Origin of the sequence: Corynebacterium sp. LK10, assembly GCF_008042455.1 — a bacterium.
Taxonomy (GTDB): domain Bacteria; phylum Actinomycetota; class Actinomycetes; order Mycobacteriales; family Mycobacteriaceae; genus Corynebacterium; species Corynebacterium jeikeium_D.
Map to the genome: position 1 here is coordinate 1 of NZ_NOVT01000014.1, position 18,439 is coordinate 18,439.

Annotated in this window: 17 protein-coding genes; 5 read left to right on the forward strand and 12 right to left on the reverse strand. The window is 57.9% G+C overall.

Annotated elements, in window-relative coordinates:
- Positions 1–145: 145 nt before the first annotated feature.
- The gene (locus tag CHU70_RS04200) at positions 146–1,423 is read right to left on the reverse strand and encodes an MFS transporter (protein ID WP_069358885.1); all 1,278 of its coding nucleotides are present in this window, start codon (positions 1,421–1,423) and stop codon (positions 146–148) included.
- 261 nt (positions 1,424–1,684) lie between these two features.
- On the opposite strand from CHU70_RS04200, the gene CHU70_RS04205 reads away from it, so the two are divergent.
- A complete protein-coding gene (locus CHU70_RS04205; RefSeq protein ID WP_070549570.1) occupies positions 1,685–3,253 on the forward strand; it encodes an NYN domain-containing protein in 1,569 nt (522 codons plus the stop codon).
- A gap of 29 nt (positions 3,254–3,282) precedes the next feature.
- Positions 3,283–3,429, forward strand: coding sequence for a hypothetical protein (locus tag CHU70_RS11220; RefSeq protein ID WP_187269951.1), 147 nt, complete (start codon positions 3,283–3,285; stop codon positions 3,427–3,429).
- 49 nt (positions 3,430–3,478) lie between these two features.
- Here the strand turns inward: CHU70_RS11220 and CHU70_RS04210 are convergent, their stop codons facing one another.
- Positions 3,479–4,333 carry a PspA/IM30 family protein gene (locus CHU70_RS04210; RefSeq protein ID WP_070595884.1) on the reverse strand — a complete coding sequence of 285 codons (855 nt, stop codon included), beginning with the start codon at positions 4,331–4,333 and terminating at the stop codon, positions 3,479–3,481.
- Between the two features lie 161 nt (positions 4,334–4,494).
- Here CHU70_RS04210 and CHU70_RS04215 point away from each other — a divergent pair, with 161 nt between their 5' ends.
- On the forward strand, positions 4,495–5,796 hold the full coding sequence (locus CHU70_RS04215; protein ID WP_070549571.1) for a serine hydrolase: 1,302 nt from the start codon (positions 4,495–4,497) through the stop codon (positions 5,794–5,796).
- Positions 5,797–5,900: 104 nt separating this feature from the next.
- Here CHU70_RS04215 and trxA read toward each other — a convergent pair whose 3' ends face one another.
- From trxA to CHU70_RS04265, 10 genes are all read right to left on the reverse strand, one after another.
- Positions 5,901–6,281, reverse strand: a complete 381-nt coding sequence (gene trxA / locus CHU70_RS04220; RefSeq protein ID WP_016421700.1) for a thioredoxin — start codon at positions 6,279–6,281, stop codon at positions 5,901–5,903.
- Positions 6,282–6,423: 142 nt separating this feature from the next.
- Positions 6,424–7,272, reverse strand: a complete 849-nt coding sequence (locus tag CHU70_RS04225; RefSeq protein WP_070602147.1) for a fumarylacetoacetate hydrolase family protein — start codon at positions 7,270–7,272, stop codon at positions 6,424–6,426.
- Positions 7,273–7,361: 89 nt separating this feature from the next.
- On the reverse strand, positions 7,362–8,558 hold the full coding sequence (locus CHU70_RS04230; RefSeq protein ID WP_049189420.1) for an acyltransferase family protein: 1,197 nt from the start codon (positions 8,556–8,558) through the stop codon (positions 7,362–7,364).
- 142 nt (positions 8,559–8,700) lie between these two features.
- On the reverse strand, positions 8,701–10,293 hold the full coding sequence (gene dnaB, locus CHU70_RS04235; RefSeq protein ID WP_049170075.1) for a replicative DNA helicase: 1,593 nt from the start codon (positions 10,291–10,293) through the stop codon (positions 8,701–8,703).
- Positions 10,294–11,028: 735 nt separating this feature from the next.
- Entirely contained in the window at positions 11,029–11,481 is a 453-nt protein-coding gene (gene rplI / locus CHU70_RS04240) for a 50S ribosomal protein L9 (protein WP_005511982.1), read from the reverse strand.
- A 100-nt stretch (positions 11,482–11,581) separates the two neighbouring features.
- Positions 11,582–12,148 carry a single-stranded DNA-binding protein gene (locus CHU70_RS04245; protein ID WP_049193096.1) on the reverse strand — a complete coding sequence of 189 codons (567 nt, stop codon included), beginning with the start codon at positions 12,146–12,148 and terminating at the stop codon, positions 11,582–11,584.
- 121 nt (positions 12,149–12,269) lie between these two features.
- Complete coding sequence (gene rpsF, locus CHU70_RS04250; RefSeq protein ID WP_005511978.1) at positions 12,270–12,557, reverse strand: 30S ribosomal protein S6; 288 nt, start codon at positions 12,555–12,557, stop codon at positions 12,270–12,272.
- 311 nt (positions 12,558–12,868) lie between these two features.
- On the reverse strand, positions 12,869–13,060 hold the full coding sequence (locus CHU70_RS04255) for a hypothetical protein (RefSeq protein WP_016421704.1): 192 nt from the start codon (positions 13,058–13,060) through the stop codon (positions 12,869–12,871).
- The gene (locus CHU70_RS04260; RefSeq protein WP_016421705.1) at positions 13,061–15,538 is read right to left on the reverse strand and encodes a transglycosylase domain-containing protein; all 2,478 of its coding nucleotides are present in this window, start codon (positions 15,536–15,538) and stop codon (positions 13,061–13,063) included.
- A gap of 11 nt (positions 15,539–15,549) precedes the next feature.
- Positions 15,550–15,921, reverse strand: coding sequence for a DUF5318 family protein (locus CHU70_RS04265; RefSeq protein ID WP_224433683.1), 372 nt, complete (start codon positions 15,919–15,921; stop codon positions 15,550–15,552).
- 272 nt (positions 15,922–16,193) lie between these two features.
- Between CHU70_RS04265 and CHU70_RS04270 the strand changes: the two genes are divergently transcribed.
- Both CHU70_RS04270 and CHU70_RS04275 read left to right on the forward strand, forming a co-directional pair.
- Entirely contained in the window at positions 16,194–17,279 is a 1,086-nt protein-coding gene (locus CHU70_RS04270) for an inositol-3-phosphate synthase (protein ID WP_016421706.1), read from the forward strand.
- A gap of 523 nt (positions 17,280–17,802) precedes the next feature.
- Complete coding sequence (locus CHU70_RS04275; RefSeq protein ID WP_070429059.1) at positions 17,803–18,294, forward strand: MarR family winged helix-turn-helix transcriptional regulator; 492 nt, start codon at positions 17,803–17,805, stop codon at positions 18,292–18,294.
- Positions 18,295–18,439 lie beyond the last annotated feature (145 nt).

Below are 18,439 nucleotides of genomic sequence, written 5' to 3' on the forward strand. Positions count from 1 at the left end.
TCCGAATACATTACACACATGCCCCTATTTAAGCGAATCCGCTGGTAGAACCTGGAAAACGAATCACTTTAGTTAACTCTGTATGCCAGATTTGAGCCTTCCTACGGCTCGGGCGCTACTTTTCAGCAACTCAGCAATTGACCAATTACTTAGTCAGAGCCGCCTTGTCACCTGCGAGTCGTCGCCAAGCAGTGGCAGACGCGACCCCCATCAGCGCACCCGCACCCAGAAACACGCTGCCTGCACCCATCGCGGTAGCACCCAAACCAGCAACCGGCGGCAGGATGACCTGCGCCAAGCGGTTACCCATCAGTCGGATGGATAGCGCCTGAGCGCGCACCTCGGCATCCACCAGGGAGCTCACCCACGTCATTGACATGGGCATGACAAAACCCCACGCCAAGCCACAGATACCAACCGCGACAACCATCAGCCACGCACTCTGTAGCCACGGCATTGCCAAAAGCGGCAGGACACCGGCACAAACTGCAATGATAAGGACTCGATTGCGATTAGCTCGGTGCAAAACAGTCGGCATGAGGGCTCGGGAAATAATCGCGAGGCCACTACGCGCACCAAGGATTACCGTCACCTCGGCAACACTAAAGCCCAGTTCGCGTCCCAGCACCGGCACATATGCCGTCAACAGGTCAATGGCTACGATGACCGCAATTGATACAGCCATGGCGCTGGACATGCCGTCGATACGCAGGATGCTTAAGACCGATGCGCCGCTGGCTTCGGCCTGCCCCGGCCGCCTCTCGTCCATCCGGCTGCGGTCGCTAACAGTCGACGCCGGGGATTGCTCAGTTGAGCTAGCAGCTTGCACTTCGGCGGCTGCATTCGCTTCGTGCCGTCGATAAGCAGTTGCGACCGGCCAGCCGATGACCAGGGCGACCGCGCCGATTCCCGTCATCACCCAGAGCGCGAAAGTTGTAGCGGTCATAGTGCTGCCGTCGTGGTTGGGAGTGAGCAGACCTGCACCGACAATGCCGAGGAACTGCCCGACGGAAATTCCGAGCGTGAAATAAGCAAAGAGGCTATCGAGCCCGGCGACGCCGCCACGCAGGTGCGAAACCATGCCTTGAGCGGCGATGAGCGTGGTCATGTGGGCAAAACCCAGGGCCACGTAGCCGAGCAGAAGAATAGGTAGGTTCGGCGAGAGCGCCATTACTGCTGCCGCGATGACGGTGGCGACGAGACCGGAGTACATGACTTCGGTGGCGCGATGACTGTCGACAAGCTTGCCGGCGGGAAGCGCAATAATAAGAGGTACAAGTGAAAATGCGGCAGTGAACCAGCCGACGGTGGCGGCGGAACCGCCAAAATCGAGGACTCGCCAAGAAAGCAGCACGCGACCGCCGTTGAAAACCGCTTGTCCCAACACAGTAATGAGAACCAATAGGCCGAACCAGCGTCTCATACCTGTTTGTAACTCCCCTTCTCCTGTGTGGTCGTACTCTTCGCGGGGCGATTTCTTTGCACGTCAATACCTAAATTGATCGGTGCCTTCTCGTCGACTCGCACTCCTGCCAACCCGCGAAGAGCGGTCAAAGTGATGCGGCTTATTAAGAATAGTCCCTGAAGTTAAACATGTTTAGCGCATAGAATGAATTATTCGGGCATCCTTGTCGATGTAACCGGTTTGCTTATTTAGTTAATAAAGAATCAGGAATTAGGAGCCATGCTTGAACGCACATTGGTGTTCGTCGATACGTCATATTTATTGGCGAGCTTTTACAACTCGTGGGAAACCGGAGCCCGCGGGCAATTAGAAATCGACCTTAGAGAAGTAGTTAGTGTCCTTGACCGAATGATTAACCAGCAGCTGAACCAGCCAGTTCAGCGGCAACTTTGGTACGACGGCATCCCGGAGTCGGGGCCGCATCGTTACCAGCGCTCACTGCGCACGATCGATGGTGTGCAGCTGCGCGCAGGTCAACTCATTGAATGGGGTGACCGACGGACGCAGAAGGCCGTCGATACTCGGCTCGTCGCAGACATGGTTGTCGCCGGCCTGCGCAACCAAGTTTCCGATATCGTGCTGGTCTCGGGCGATGCGGACATGCTGCCCGGCGTCGCTGAGGCTTCGGCTGCCGGTGTGCGTGTGCATCTCTACGGCTTCGGCTGGGACTCCATGTCCGGTGCACTTCGCCATGCCTGCGATTCGACGACAATCCTCGATCCCCGCGAGGACTTCGCCGACGCCATGCAGCTCAATGTCCTCGAAGGCCCAATCCCGCCGGTCGTCCGCACGAATAAGCCGCTGGGCGATGCCGAACCAATCGAAGATCTCGGCGCTACCTGCGTGCCGGATACGCGCATCACTCCTCCGGGCGAGGGCTCGCTTGACGACGGCACGGAGAACACTCCCTCCGCCGCCGACGGTGACGCTGCTTCGCCGGAGGCCGGCACTCCGGAGGTTCCGCAGGACCAGCGCGTTGTGCCATCCCCCACGGCTGACAGCGACTCCGACTGTCGCAGCGAAGACAATGCCGCAGCCACGCCGACGGCCAAGGCCGACTCGCCGAAGTTCAACGAGGTCGAGCACGCGGCCAAGATGGGTGCCCGGGAAATCCCGGCGCAGGCTGAGCACCGCGCTGAGGTAGAGCGCACCGGCGGTTCGGAAGCTACACGGGTGGATTCCGCTGCTTCGGGCGTTTCGGCTGCCTCACCAGCGCAGCCAACGCAGCCAGCACAGCCTTCTCCAGCGACCATGCCCGGCGCGACAGTCAACACTGGCAGTGGGGCTGGTAACGACACTGTGAACAACACCGGAGCCGAGCATGCAGGCGCGTCTGCCTCCGATTCCGCGTCGTCGACTGCAACCGGCAGTGGGGAGTCGGCGACGGAGTCGTCGACAAGCGAAGACGGTGCCAACACGAGTACGCCGAAACCAAGCCCGCGGCCGAATCCTTCGATGATGGCGCCAAGGAGGAAGCTGCGTAGTCGATACGTGCCCCTGCCGAACGAGGTGTGGGCATCCGCGGGTTTTCAGACGCCGTTCGATGTGGGACAGCAGTACGCGAACTGGTGGTACGAGAATATTGCGAACGAGCAGGCGCGCGATAGTGCCCACTTGCTCTCTGGTGGTGGGCTGCCACCGGACATTGATCGTCCGCTGCTGCAGTTTGCGTGCGAAACCCTGCACGAATACACGCTGACGGAGACGCAGCGCGTCAATCTGCGCGATGGTTTCCACGCCGGTATCCGCGGAGTGCTGCTCGCGCGGAAGAACGGCGAATTGGAGTAATAGCGCGCCTCACGGATTCGGCAGTTTCGGTGGCTTCAGCACTGCTGGCGCTACTGTCGCTGCTGGCGCTACTGTCGCTGCTGGCGCTACTGTCGCTGCTGGCGCTGCTGGCGCTGCTGGTGCGAGAAAGTGTCGGGGTTTATGTCAGTTTAGGGTGGTTTTCCCGCTCAAACTGACATAAACCCCGACACTTTCTTGTTGACGATTGTTGGCAACTGGTGAACGCTACTTCGCTTCGTCTGCGTCCGTTGTGGTGTCCTCAACGGCCTCAACGGACTCGGCGGACTCGGCGGACTCGGCGGCCTCCAGCTCGCCGGCGTTATCCTTCGCGGCAGAACCGGATTCGAGAGCAGCGTTTTCATTATTCATCTGGGCACGAATTTCGGCCAGACGCATGTCAGCAGCGGCATCGCGAGTCGAAGTCTCGATCTCAGCCATACGACCTGCCTGTGAGGATTCCGCGAGCTCCTGAGCGCCCAACGCATTGGCGTAGCGGCCTTCAATCTTCTCACGGACCGAATCCAAAGTCGGCACATTCGGATCCTCGGAAATACCCTGCATGCTCTGGAGAGTCTTCGACGCGGTCTCTTGCATCTTGGCCTGATCGGCCTGCGACTCCAGCTTGCGGATATCCTGCTTAATCTGCTCGTAGCGAGCCTGCGACTGCTGCGCCTGACGCTGTGCCTCCTCAGCAGCAGATACGGCCTGCTGGTGGAGCTGCGTAGTATTTTCCAGCTCCTTTTCAACATTCACCAGCTGGGTGGCAAACACCTCAGCAGTGCTTTCCATCTTCTGTGCAGTGGCCTCATCGCCCTTGGCACGAGCTTGATCCGCATTGGCGAGTGCCTGCCGGGTGTTCTCGGTAATCTTGTCACGCTCAGAGGTCAACCGCCCCAGCTGCATTTCCAGCTGATTGCGGTTGCCGATGATAGCCGCAGCCTGACGCTGAATCTCCTGATGGCGCTGACGCTCGGCCTCAGCTGCCTGTGCAATCTGAACCTTAGGATCCGCATTGTCCTCGATCTTCTTATCGAACGAAGACATCATGTACTTCCAGCCCTTGGCAAATGGATTAGCCATGCAAATCCAACCTTCCTCAACATATGCGGAATAACTAATCGGAACCGAGAAGATTCCATCTCTTAAAAAATTGTACGTGAGCTAGCTCGCTCTCTCTCGGCAAACGGAAAGAGCTGGTTACCGACAAGCAAGACTCCCCCAGAGTTGTAAACTCTCTAAACATGGTTCATTGCCCTCAACGCACGTACCGCGGACTGGCCGCGAGTCTCGCCGCGGTAATTACTCTGTCAGCAACTGCGCCGCTGGCTAACGCGACAGTCACCGCAACTGCTGACTCCACCGATACCGGTGCATTTTCGCAGGTAGTCGTAGCAGCTCCATCGTCAACGGAGCCGGCTAAGCCCTCCGACGCAAAAACCAAGAAGACCACCGAAAAGCCAACTGAAAAGGCTCCCGAGAAGAGCACAGGGCGAACCGCAGAGAAGTCGGCGGAACAGTCGGCTGAGAAGTCGACCGAGAAAACCTCTTCACCGACATCGGAAACGTCCTCGACGGAGCCGTCGGAAAGCACTGTGAAAAGTGAGCCGAAGGAGTTTCCCCCACTTGTGCCAGGGGCGAAGACCCAGTGGGGCCTTGGCGTGCAAACTCGTCTCGACGAAGTGACTGAGAAGTTCGACGCTAAGGGCGGCATGCTCGGCATGGGCATTCTGGATCGCCAGACCGGTGAGTTCATCTGCAACTCACACTGTGATGATGTTTTTCGCCTCGCCAGCCTGATGAAGGTATTCGTCGCCGACGTTGTGGCCTATTCCAACTACACGCAGCCGAAGAAGGGCGAGATTGTCGCTGGCCAGGGTGATATGCCGGTTGAGGGCAACCCCGACGCCATGCTGCGCGACGACATGATTCGATACTCCAACAACGAAGCAACTGACGAGCTGTGGGATTCCTACGGCGGTGTACGCATCGTTGACAATGTCCGACAGCGCTACGGCCTCTCGGATAAGACTGTCGGCTCACCTATGTGGGGAGCCACCACCAGTACGCCAGCCGACATGGTTGCCTACTTTGACCGGATGCTGAGCGAAGAAGGCGGGCTGAGCGACACGGAGACCAAATACATGCGTCAGCTGATGTACTCACTGCCGCGCTACTCCTACGGCGATGCAGACCAGAACTTCGGTCTGCGTGCAGCGCTACCGAAGGAAACGATTGCCAACAAGTCCGGTTGGTACGAAGAGCAGCACACCACTGCCGGATTCCTTGGCGACGATGACCGTTACGCTATCGCGGTTCTGGGCAAAAACCTGACCGCCAACGAACTCACCGAAGCTGTCAAGCACGTGTTCCCAGACGGGCAGGTTCTGCCAACAGGTGAGAAGGAGACAAAGCACGCCCGCACCAGCGCACCACTGTCGATTGAGGAGGACTCAAACAAAGTCGCTCCAGCCCTGTGGGCGCTAGTAGCAGCACTCGCTGGCTTTGGTATTGGCTGGCTCATTCGTGGCCAGCGCGCGGACTAGATACAAAAAGCCCCCGCGCGCTTGAGGGCTAGTTCAGGCGCGGGGGCTTACGCGGAAGTGCTCCAAGTCGGAAAACGCACAGTATGCGGGCTGAACCGCAGAGTTTACTCGGTAGCGCTATCCTGTGCGGCCTGCTCGGCAATTTGCGCACGGACATCATCCATGTTCAGCTCCGAAGCCTGGCCAACCAGATCGCTCAGGGCGGCCTCCGGCAGCACACCAGAGTGCTGGAACAGCAGGATTCCCTCGCGGAAAACAAACAGCGTCGGAATCGACTGAATGCCCAGGGCTGCCGAAACCTCCTGGTTGGCATCGGTGTCCAGCTTTGCGAACACTACCTCTGAGTGCTTCTCGGAAGCCTTCTCATAAATCGGGGCGAACTGGCGGCACGGACCGCACCAGGATGCCCAGGCATCAACGAGCACAATGTCGTTGTTCTGAATGGTCTCGGCGAAAGTCTCGTTCGTAATATCAACAGTTGCCATGGGTCTAACTCCTCTTACTCTTTAACGTCGTGTTCTAACTTCACGTTCTTTACGTAGGTTTTTACCCGTTAGTCTCCCACAACGCACGCGGGGGTCGTTTCATTCCCGCCGGGTTCGCGGGAACGTCGTAAAGCGGCGCGTGCTAGTGGTTGATGCGGACAGTGTTGGCCTGTTTACCCAGGCCATCGATGGTGATGACCATTTCCTGACCATCCTGAAGGTAGGTCTGCGGGCTCATGCCGTGGCCAACACCCGCCGCCGTTCCCGTGGAGATGACATCGCCCGGGTTTAGCTGCACGAACTGTGAGATGTAGGCGATCAACTTTGCCGGGGAGAAAACAAGGTCCGCAATCGGTGCATCCTGGCGCAGCTCTCCGTCGACGTATGTGCGCACCCGCGCGGAGTCCGCATCGAAAGCATCGGCCGTGAGCATCCACGGCCCGAAAGCACTGGCGCGCTGCAACGTCTTCCCCTGTAGCCACTGCGCGGTAGCGTACTGGAAATCGCGCTGAGTGAAGTCATTCATAATCGCGTACCCAGCGATAGCGTCCTGTGCCTGCTCCTCCGACACCCGCAGGCAGGTCTCGCCGACGATAACCGCGAGCTCGCCTTCGTAATCGAGCTTCTCCGCGCAGGCCTCCGGCACTCGGATATCATCCTTCGCACCGGCGACGGCATCGGCAAACTTCGCAAATAACGTTGGCACCTCGGGGCGCTGGTGCCCCATCTCGTCGATGTGCGCGGCATAGTTCAAGCCGACGCAGACGATTTTGCCCGGCCGCGTAATCAGCGGTGCGAACGCCCACGCGCTCTCCGCCATGACGTTGTCAGGGTTGTTCCCCGCCTCCGCCAAGAGTTCTTCCGCTTCACGACGCCACGTTGGCCGCGCTAACACATCTCCGAGACAGTGGTCATCAAAAAGGACCGCTACGCCGTCGCCGAGAACAGCGGCGCGGGTTGCACCCTGGTATCGCAACGTTGCTAGACGCATGGCTTTCTCATTTCTTCATGGCTATTCTCTGTGTCACTTCTGCCGCCTGATCGGCTCCCGGTTCCACGCTACCGCCTTGTTGAGCTGAATTAGGAAGCAGGTTCGCTCTTAGGCTGCCGCGGAGCCTCGCCTTCAGGCAGGGAAGAAGGATTCTGACTGCGCTGAAGGGCACGCTGCCCCGGCGTAGTCATGCGCACTACCCACGCAGGACGGACAAAGAGCCACCCGGCACCGATGGCAAGCAGCAACCTGTGCAGACCAAGACACAGCATCGCCGCAATGATAGTCACCAGCGGCGTCATGATGACCAAATGTGGGTCCTTCGGCAGAATGAGGTCACAAATAATCATGACCACAACCAACATTGGAATGTGCATGAGGAAGATAGGCAGCGTTCGGCCGCCAACCTTTTCAAAGGGCACAACTAGGCGAGTGTTCTGCAGCATCGCCATAATATTGATTGCAGCCAGTGCGCCAGTGGTGGACAGGTACACGCGGGTGAAGCCGACGTTGCCTTCGTTAAAGCTCGAGTAGGTCGCCTGCACCCAGATCGCCACCGACAGGAACGCCGTCAGCGTCACTAGCAGTGAGAGGCCGCTGCGACGCTGTGCCATCCGGAAAATCCAGGGCGCACCGTACATGCCCAGCACGTAGAAGAACAGCATCTTGGTGACAAAGTCCCACGACCAGCTGGACGAGGCAAAAGGTGCCCATGCACTAATGAGGCCTGTAACGATGAGCTGAATCACCGGATGTACCCAGCGAAATGCTCGTGTGAGAATTGCGAACAGCGCCAGCGCCCACAGGAACCAAAGGTAGGAAGTTGGTTCGATGATCGCGTGAAGCGTGTTGTAAATTCGCGGCCCCCACGCGCTGTGGTCCGTGATCGGCGGCGGAGATACTATGCCATCGGCATCCACGTGCGTATACGGCATGAGGAAAAGCACGAAGTCACGCAGTGGAACCCAAATCACGTAGAGATAGACCATCACCCAGATTCGGCGATTGGCTAACTTATGCCACGACTCCTTAAGTGCCTTGCCGGCGAACAGCCCAGATAGCAGGAAAAACAGCGGCATACGGATTGGTCCGAGGAAGAAGTTAATCCCCGCCCACTGCGCCGTGTAGTAACCGTGCGCTTGCAGCTCTGTGATGGCATGGCCAAGCACAACTAAAAGAATGCACAGCCCCTTAGCCGCATCTACCCAACCGACGCGCTGTTTCGGCGCACTCTTCTGCCTTTTCGCTTTGGCCTCCGCTGCCACGGGAGCGGCAGTTGGTGACATAGTGCTTCCCCGCTTCCCGACGACTCCGCGTAACCCTCAAAACCTTCAAAACCATCAACGCACGAAAACTCGCCCTATTGACTGTCACTCACCTTACCTAGCCACCCGGATTGCACTAATTCTGGGTGGCTAGGCCAGGCACCTAGAGAGAACCGCTGGGCTCCTCCGCCAGGTTGGCGAACCTGGAGTAATGCAGCTGGTGGGCCACAGCAATGCTTCCGGTCGGTCCACCACGGTGCTTTGCGACGATAATATCCGCCTCACCAGCACGTTCATGGTCAGCCTCCTGCGAGTCCGGCCGGTAAATCAGCATGACGATATCGGCATCCTGCTCCAGCGAACCCGACTCACGCAGGTCCGAGACCTGTGGCTTCTTATCTGTGCGAGCTTCCGGACCACGATTCAGCTGCGAAATTGCAATCAGCGGTACCTCGAGCTCCTTCGCCAACAACTTGAGCTGACGGGAGAACTCCGAGACCTCTTGCTGCCTGGACTCGACTTTTTTACCCGAGCTCATCAGCTGCAGGTAGTCGACCACGATCATCTTCAGATCGTGCTTCTGCTTCAGCTGACGTGCCTTCGCGCGAATTTCCATCATGGTCAGGTTCGGCGAGTCATCAATAAACAGCGGAGCATCACGAATCTTGTCGCCGACCTCGACCAGCTTTGTCCAGTCCCGCTCATCCAGGTCACCGGAGCGCAAAGATGCCATGTTGATCTTCGCCTCTGCGGACATGATGCGCATCATGATTTCGTTGCGCGACATTTCCAACGAGAAAATTGCGCTGGTCATGCCGTTGCGAATCGAGGCCGAACGCATGAAGTCCATTGCAAGCGTGGACTTACCCACACCCGGACGGGCCGCAATAATCACCATCTGACCTGGGTGAAGGCCATTTGTCAGCTTGTCCAGGTTGGTAATCCCCGTCGGCACACCCTGCGCCAGACCGCCGTTTTGGGTAATAAGATCCAGTTCCTCCAGCGTGTCATCCAGGACATCGGCGATGGGAACGTAGTCATTCTTCGTGTTCTCACGTCCAACGCTGAAAATGAGCTGCTGCGCCTCATCCACCAGCTGCTCCGGCTCCGTGTCCTCCGCGCCCGCATAGCCAATCTGGGCGATTTTCGTGCCGGCCTCTACCAGGCGACGGATTGTCGCCTTCTCCGCAACAATGCGGGCATAGAACTGCGCATTCGCCGCCGTTGGCACCAGGGAGGCCAAGGTGTGCAGGTACAGCGGACCACCGATGCGCTCCAGGTCTCCAGTTCGATCCAGACGACCTGCCAGCAAAATGGGGTCAATTTCCGAGGACTCACCGTAGAGGTGCAAAATCGCCGAGTAAATCGTCTGGTGCGCTGGCCGGTAGAAATCCTCCGGCGTCAGCTGCTCGTACACATCCGCAACGACCTCTGAGTTCAGCAGCATCGCGCCGAGCACACTCTGCTCCGCCTCGATATTGTGCGGCGGGGTGCGCTCAAAAGTCGCGCCCGCGACCGCACTCGCACGAGCGCCACGACCACGGTCTCGCTCCCAGTCCCGCGCCCCAGATCCGCTTGCCGACGATCCGTTGCCCGAGCTCTGCGAGAAGGAATACTCCTCCGGTGGCGCATCCTCTACCGGCGGTTCCGGGGGCAGCGGAACGTCATCGAAGGAATCATCGTGGGAATTTACCGAGTAGGAGGACGCCTCGTCCCCTGCTCCGGAATGACCACCATCACCTACAGGCTGACTCATCGTGAGCAGCTCCTCCCCTTCTGGACCACTTAGGTGCCTTTTCAACCCTGTTGCTGACTGACCGTCACACTCAATATGTCTGTTCCGACCGCCAGCAGTGGACACCTGACTACCTACCGCAGTTATACCTGTTCGAGCGGATTGATGGACCTGTAAAAGTACCCTTGGAGTCCCCAGAAAACAATCTTCTACGGTGTTTATCCCCGAAGTTATCCACAGCACCTGTGGATAAGCCTGGGGAGAACATGTGCACAATCAAGAAAAGTCCAGGTGAACGGTCCGTAACCCTAAACCGCCGCTTGAATGTTAACGGGGGTAGCGGAGTTTCAATCCGAAAATATTCTATCTACGCAGGTCAGTGCGTATTTGCCTTAATCCTGCACAAATGTAATCCTCTGCTACCCCTTTAGCATCGATGCTGCTCATGCGGAGATTATTAACGATGAATTAATAAAAATCTCGCGCTCTCCAGAAAAGTTATCCACGGCAGCCAGGCAAGTTACCCACAGGTCTATCCACAGCAATCGTCGTTAGCCTGTGGACAAGTCGTAGACGCTCTTTCCAGCACCTGCGTAAAAGGCTTTAAACCAGCCTTAAACCACGAAAAGCCCCGACCTTTCACTACGAAAGATCAGAGCTTCACGTGTGCTGTTGTCATTGGGCCTCAGAGCCCGCGCAGTCTTTAAACGCGGTGCTCGTCAGCCGCCGTCAAAGTAAAAACTCTAAACCGCGAACTTACGCGGCGACGACCTGTACGGAAACATGCGCGGTAATCTGCGGGTGCAGCGCGATGTCAACGGTGTGCTTACCAAGGGACTTGATCTGGCTCGGAGCAAGCACGACTGCGCGCTTGTCGATAGCCTGACCGGAAGCCTTACGAACTGCATCGGCGATGTCACCCTTGGTGACAGAACCGAACAGCTTGCCATTTTCCGAAGCCTTCACAGCAACGGAGACGTTGTCGAGCGAATCAATCTTCTGCTTGACTTCACGTGCATGGTCGAGGTCGCGGATAGCGCGAGCCTCCTGGGCACGACGAATGCCCTCGATCTGCTTTTCTGCGCCGCGGGTGGCAACAATTGCCAGTCCGCGAGGAAGCAGGTAGTTACGTCCGTAGCCGGCCTTGACCTCAACGATGTCGCCTGCGACACCGAGCTTGTCAACGTCGGCGGTGAGGATCAGCTTCATGATCCCTGCCTTTCGCTGGATATGTCTTTAAAAGATTTTGAGAATTGTGGATGCTAAATCTGCTGCAAACTAGTCACGTAGTGCCGTGGCTGGAAGGAGTTTAGAACGGAGGCTCATCGCCGCCGAAGCCGCCACCGGCCGGAGGAGCTGAGTTCCACGGATCTTCCGCAGGAGCTCCGCCACCAAAACCGCGATCGCTCTGTCCACCCTGGTTGCCCTGGTTTCCACCAAAGCCACCGCCGAAACCACCACCGGCATTTCCACCCTGGCCGCGGTTGCCGCCGCCAAAGCTTCCACCGCCGTTGCGTGGAGTGCGCGTGACCTGAGCTCGAGCGAACTTCAGGGACGGGCCCACCTCATCGACCTCAACCTCAAAGACGGTACGACGCTCGCCCTCGCGGGTCTCGTAACTGCGCTGGCGCAGACGACCCTGGACGATGACGCGCATGCCCTTGGAGAGACTTTCGACAGCGTTCTCCGCTGCCTCACGCCACAGGCTGCAGGTGAGGAACATGCCCTCGCCGTCAACCCACTGGCCATCTCGGTACACCCGCGGAGTCGACGCAACGCGGAAATTCGCCACGGCGGTGCCATTCTGGGTGTACTTAAGCTCCGGGTCAGCAACCAAGTTGCCAACCACCGTGATTTGTACGTCTCCCTGAGCCATGCTTCTTCTCCTCGGTTGTATTCTGTCGAGCTGATGATGGGGCTTTCGCCCGCTATCCTACGACTTTCGCATTACCGGTGTGTCCCATTCGAGCACTCTGGTTACGCAAATATGACGCAGATTAACGATCAACCCGCAGCACCTTGGTGCGCAGGATGCTGTCGTTCAGATTCAGACGACGGTCGAGTTCCAGCACGGTTGCGGACTCGCAGGTGAGGTCGACGACAACGTAGATGCCGTCTTCCTTCTTCTCGATCGGGTAGGCGAGGTGGCGCTTACCCCAGATGTCCACCTTCTCCACCTTGCCGTTCTCCTTGCGGACAACGTCGAGGTACTTCTCCAGGGACGGGCCTACGGTGCGCTCATCCTGAGACGGATCGATAATAATCATTACTTCGTAGTGACGCACGGACCTCATCACCTCCTATGGTCTAGTTCTTGTATTTCGGCTACACAGCGTGGTGCGCTGGCACTGTCTTTCATGCCAACCGCTATGCAGCAGGAGGATCGTTGCGTCAAGCAACCCTGCCAGGGTACCGCAGGCAGAGGTATATGTCCTAATCGCAGGCGCCATCGGCAAGCAGTACTGGCAAGCGGTGTCAGGGCGCCGAATAGAAAGAGACGCACACAGAGCTACTGCGTGCGCCTCTTTGAATTGTGAAGTTGTCGCGTGCTTGGTGGGCAGTTAACGCTCTAGCAACTGACTACCTGGCCTGCGTCCTACATTGATGTCGAGGAAGCATGTGCCAACGCAATAATCACCGGAATGACTGTCGCGAATAGGAAAGCTGCCAGGCACAGAGCCCAAATGATTGCCGGTTTCCACTTCTGCATGAAGCCCCAAAAGGCCGTGCCGAACATCAGGAAGCCAATCGCGACGCAGACGATGGTGAAAATCACCCACGTGTCCACTTACTGTCCACCTCCAGGGTTACCGGGGTCTCCGCCGCCTTCATTGCCACCGCCGAAACCACCGCCTCCCGGAATCGGGATGGGCAGTAGGTCAGCGATTCCGCCGCCACCGCCTCCGCCATCGCCACCCGGAACCGGAAGCGGTGCAGGCTGCTCCTCGGAGGACTCAGAGGTCGACTCCTCGGCCGACTCCTCTTCTGTGGTCTCCGGGGCATAGCCCTGGTCATAGCCAGAGTCAGAGGTCGACGGCGCCTGGTACTGCGGCGCACCTGCGACACCACCGATTGGCTCCGGCTTGGTGAAGTACTCAAAGTCCTCGTTAGACAGTGCGTTATCCATGGTGTACTTCCACAGATCGCCCGGGGTTTGCGAGCCGTACATGATGCCACCATAGGAGTTGTAGAGCGCCGAACCATCGACGTTGCCAACCCACACTGCAGTCGACAGCTGCGGTGTCGAACCGATCATCCACGCATCCTTGTTCTGGCCGGTGTCACCCAACTGCGTAGTACCGGTCTTGGCGGCCGACGGGCGACCACCACTCAAGGGCTTGTTGCTGTAACCGGCAATAGGCTCCATGGCCGATATCATATTGGTGGCCACTGCCTTGGAAACTCGACGGTCGCCCTTGTCAGCGTTGGACTCGTAAACAATCTCGCCCTTGGAGTTTTCGACCTTCTCTACGAAGTGAGTCTGCTGATAGACGCCATCGTTAGTCAGGGTAGCCAGACCAACGGCCATATCCAGCGGACGTGAGAGGTACTGACCCAGGGCGATACCGTCCTGCGAGTGACCGTTGTCGTCCATCAGAGTCTTTTCAATACCCGGGATGGACTCAGCCACGCCCAGACGATGAGCCATTTTGGCGGTGTCATCCGGACCATTCTTCAGGTCGCGCTGCAGGCGAATAAACGGGGTGTTCAGCGACTGCTTCAGGGACTCATAAAGCGGAAGCACGCCACCGCCGGCACCGCCGTCGTTGTGCAGAGTGACGTTACCGGACTGCACAGGTGCCGAAGAGTACTGCGCGGTCAGTGGAATACCTTGATCGAGAGCTGCTGCCAGCGCAAAAATCTTGAAAGTAGAGCCGGTCTGCAGACCGCTGTTTGCGTAGTCCCAACCAGTCGGATCGTCGCCACCGTAGTAGGCGCGGACAGCACCGGTCTTCGGCTCCACCGAAACGATGGCGGCACGCAAACCCGTTGACTGATCGACGTAGTTTTCCATCGCATCCAGGGCAGCCTGCTGCACCGTCGGGTCAATGGTCGTCGTAATGCGTAGACCGCCAGTGTTGACCTCCTGCTCGGAGATACCTTCGCGCTCCAACTCAGCCAGAACCTGATTCTTAATCATGGCAGCCGGGCCGGGCTCCGGAGCCTGCTTCGGCGCCAACGCCGGATCGATGGTCTCCGGGTACTGCATTCCCGCGCGGTCCTGCGGCGAGACGATGTTCATCTCCACCAGGCCATCGAGGACGTAGTTCCAACGCTGCTCAGCCTCCGGGCGGTTAGTCCACGGATCCAGTGCAGATGGACGCTGAATCGAGGCTGCCAGCACAGCACCCTCTTCGGCATTCAGCTCACCGACTTCCTTACCGAAGTAGGCCTTCGACGCTGCCGCGATACCGTATGCGTTACGACCAAAGTAAATCGTGTTGAGGTAGGCCTCAAGGATTTCGTCCTTAGTCCACTCCCGCGCCATCTTCGCCGACATGACCAGTTCCTTGGCCTTACGGGTCAGCGTGCGCTCATTGCCCACCACAGCATTCTTGACGTACTGCTGCGTAATGGTCGAGCCGCCACCGGCACTGGAATTACCAGTCACGACTCCCAGAGCCGCACGGGCATAACCAGTCAAGGAAAAACCCGGGTTGGTATAGAAATCACGATCCTCAGCTGCCAGCACTGCATTGCGTACAGCATCCGGCACCTTGTCGATAGTGATGTTGCTTCGGTTACCGCCCTCGGGGACGATGCGCGTGATTTCCTTTTCACCACTGCGGTCATAAATCACCGCAATCTGGCTATTGGCCAACTCCTCTGGCTCCGGCACGTCCGTTGTCGCATAAGCAACACCGAACACAACTACCGGCAACAGCACGACCAGCGCCACGGCTAGACCGAGCCACGCTAAAATTCGCCGCTTATTATCAGTCGGCTGTTCTTCTTGCGCCATCGAGCTTTCCTCTTCATGGTCATCTGGTTCATGGTCATCTGGGGCGTACTGCCCCTTCTCCGGGTCCGGCTCGCTTGCCGACGTCATCTCTGAATCGGTAGCCAGACCCTCGTCACTGCCACCGACCGAAACAGCATCAATGCTGTCGCTGGAATCGTCGTCAAGCGATGCGTCATCGGAGCGTGCGTGCGTATTGAAGGAATCAGCATCCGGCTGATCCCACCACTCGCCTGATGAATTAGAACCCTGGCCCTCGTGAGGGCTGTTAGGACCGCCTGGGCTATCGGGTCGATCATTGCTCACGGGTGCTCTCCCTAGTTTTCTGACTCTTCTCGAGCTGCCTGAAGTGTCCGGGTCAGGAAACTCCACTTGCAGTCGGGGCACACCTCAACTTCTTTGACGGTGCACGAACCATATTCATTAACTATTGCGGATAATTCGTTTTCAGTACAAGCAGAGCCGGAACGACGGCCCAAGTTTTCTCCGAACACCCAGAATACGAGTCGGAGGTCGAATTTGCGACATACTGGGCACTCTTCCTGGGGCTTTCTGCCGTGAAAACGCGCGGCAGCGACCAGCCGAGCATCGGCATCACAGAGTGATTTCCGTGAAATCTCCCCTGCACGCCACTGCTCCAATAACTGCTTCTTGAGCAAGGAGTGATCGATCTCGCCCTGCCATGTCATCACGAAGACAGATTAGCAGGCGCGTGCGGGCTGATTTCACCCCCGCTTTATCGGTAAACACATGCCCCCTCACGGTTCGGGCATCGGCAAAAAACGCATAAAGGTATAACGTCACGCTCGTTACCTCAATGCGTGCACCCACTCACGGCCGCACCGCTGGCGTAAGGCCCTGGCGCGGGGTCCTGATGCTAGGTCCTGATGCGAGTTCCCGGTGTGAGTTCCCGGCGCGAGGTCAAAGCCTCCGAGCACATAGTTTCAAGGAGAATTACCAAATGAGTTCAATTCGCGTCGCTATCGTCGGCGTCGGCAACTGCGCTTCCTCCCTGGTGCAGGGTGTCGAGTTCTACCGCGATGCAAAGCCCGATGAGACCATTCCTGGCCTCATGCACGTCGTCTTCGGCGACTACCACGTCTCCGATGTCGAGTTCGTCGCAGCTTTCGATGTTGACGACAAGAAGGTCGGCAAGGACCTCTCCGAGGCCATTGTTTCCTCCGAGAACTGCACCATCAAGATTGCCGATGTCCCGACTCTCGGCGTTGAGGTTCAGCGCGGCCCGACCCTGGATGGCGTTGGCAAGTACTACGCGGACACCATCGACGAATCCCCGGCTGAACCGGTCGACGTTGTTCAGGCGCTGAAGGATGCCAAGGTCGATGTCCTGGTCTCCTACCTGCCGGTCGGTTCAGAACAGGCTGACAAGTTCTACGCACAGTGCGCCATTGACGCTGGTGTAGCTTTCGTCAATGCCCTGCCGGTCTTCATCGCTTCCGACCCGGAGTGGGCCAAGAAGTTCGAAGACGCAGGGGTTCCGATTGTCGGCGACGACATCAAGAGCCAGGTCGGCGCAACCATCACCCACCGCGTCATGGCCAAGCTATTTGAGGACCGCGGTGTCCGCCTCGAGCGCACCCTGCAGCTCAACGTCGGCGGCAACATGGACTTCAAGAACATGCTCGAGCGCGACCGCCTCGAGTCCAAGAAGATCTCCAAGACCCAGGCCGTCACCTCCAATCTCACCGGTCCACTGGCCGGCAAGATCGATGACCGCAACGTCCACATCGGCCCGTCCGACTGGGTGGACTGGCTGGATGACCGCAAGTGGGCCTACGTCCGACTCGAGGGCAAGGCCTTCGGCGAGGTGCCGCTGAACCTTGAGTACAAGCTCGAGGTCTGGGACTCCCCGAACTCCGCTGGCATCATCATCGATGCTGTTCGCGCTGCCAAGATCGCCAAGGATCGCGGCATCGGCGGCCCGGTCTACGCCGCTTCTTCCTACCTGATGAAGTCCCCGCCGAAGCAGCTTGCCGACGATGTTGCGCGAGCACAGCTCGAAGCGTTCATCAAGGGCGAAGACTAAAAGGCACAAGCACTCAAAGGTATAAGCCAGCAGCTCCGAGAGCATGTTCCTTGAAAAGCGTCAGCCGGTTACCCATGCGGTAGCCGCTGGCGCTTTTGTGCTTCTCTAGCCTCCCCGCGCCCTCCCACGCTCTTCTCGTCCTCCTCGCCCTACTCGCTGCTGCGCCCATCTCGTCCCCGCCATGGATGCGTGCGCTGCAGTCGTCGTAAAGCTGACAGCAATACACCCGCGAGGATGAATCTGCGAGACATATCACAAGCCAAAAGCATTCGCGAAAGTAGCCGTATGGCTACCTCCAACCCAACGTTCTAAGTACAGAAGAAGTGACACTTTAGGGGGTTTCTGCCAGCACCGAAAAACCTTATACGCAGATAGGTTTAATGTTTTGTACTGGGGTTTTAGATGTTTGGTGGAAAATTCCTGGTGATTTCATCGCCGAAATCACCAGTTGTAGAAAAATAAATAGCACCCCAAATAAATTTCGTATTGGCAACTAGCACTGTTCGCATATAACATCGTCGCTATGACATTATCTTCGGGCTCGATTGGCAATCCTGATGCCGTTACTCCTCTGTCGCTCGCTAAGCGCATTCGCCCTCTCCTGACTCGCGCTGAGCTGCTCTACAGTCGCCGCTCCTCGGAGTCCCAGCTCAGCCGCGCGCAGCTGTCCATCATGATGACCCTGGAGGCACTGGGCGCCTGCCGTATCAGCCAGTTGGCTGAGGCCGAGGCCATCCGCATGCCCACCGCCTCCAACGCCGTGCACCACTTGGAGGTCGCCGGCATGGTGGAGCGCGTCCGCGACAGCAAAGACCGTCGTGGCGTCCGCGTTGAACTGACCGACCGTGGCCGTGAAGAGCTGCACCGTGTTTCTGAAGAGCGCGATCAGCAGATGGCTGAGATGTTCAGCACGCTGAGCCAGGAAGAGCTGGAATTTGGCGCTGGTCTTGAGACGATTCTGTCCAAGATTCTCGAAAACTACCCGGAGCACCCAAAGACAAACCCAAACGTCTAGTCTCTTTTCCAGCTAGCCCTGCCCTCTTTAAGCCCACAGGCAGGATACATAGCTTTTACACTTCCTCGGTGCCGTTTTAAATATGCCCGCCTATCCACGTAGGCTATTACCCAGAAGCACCACTTGGATATTTCTGAGTAATCAC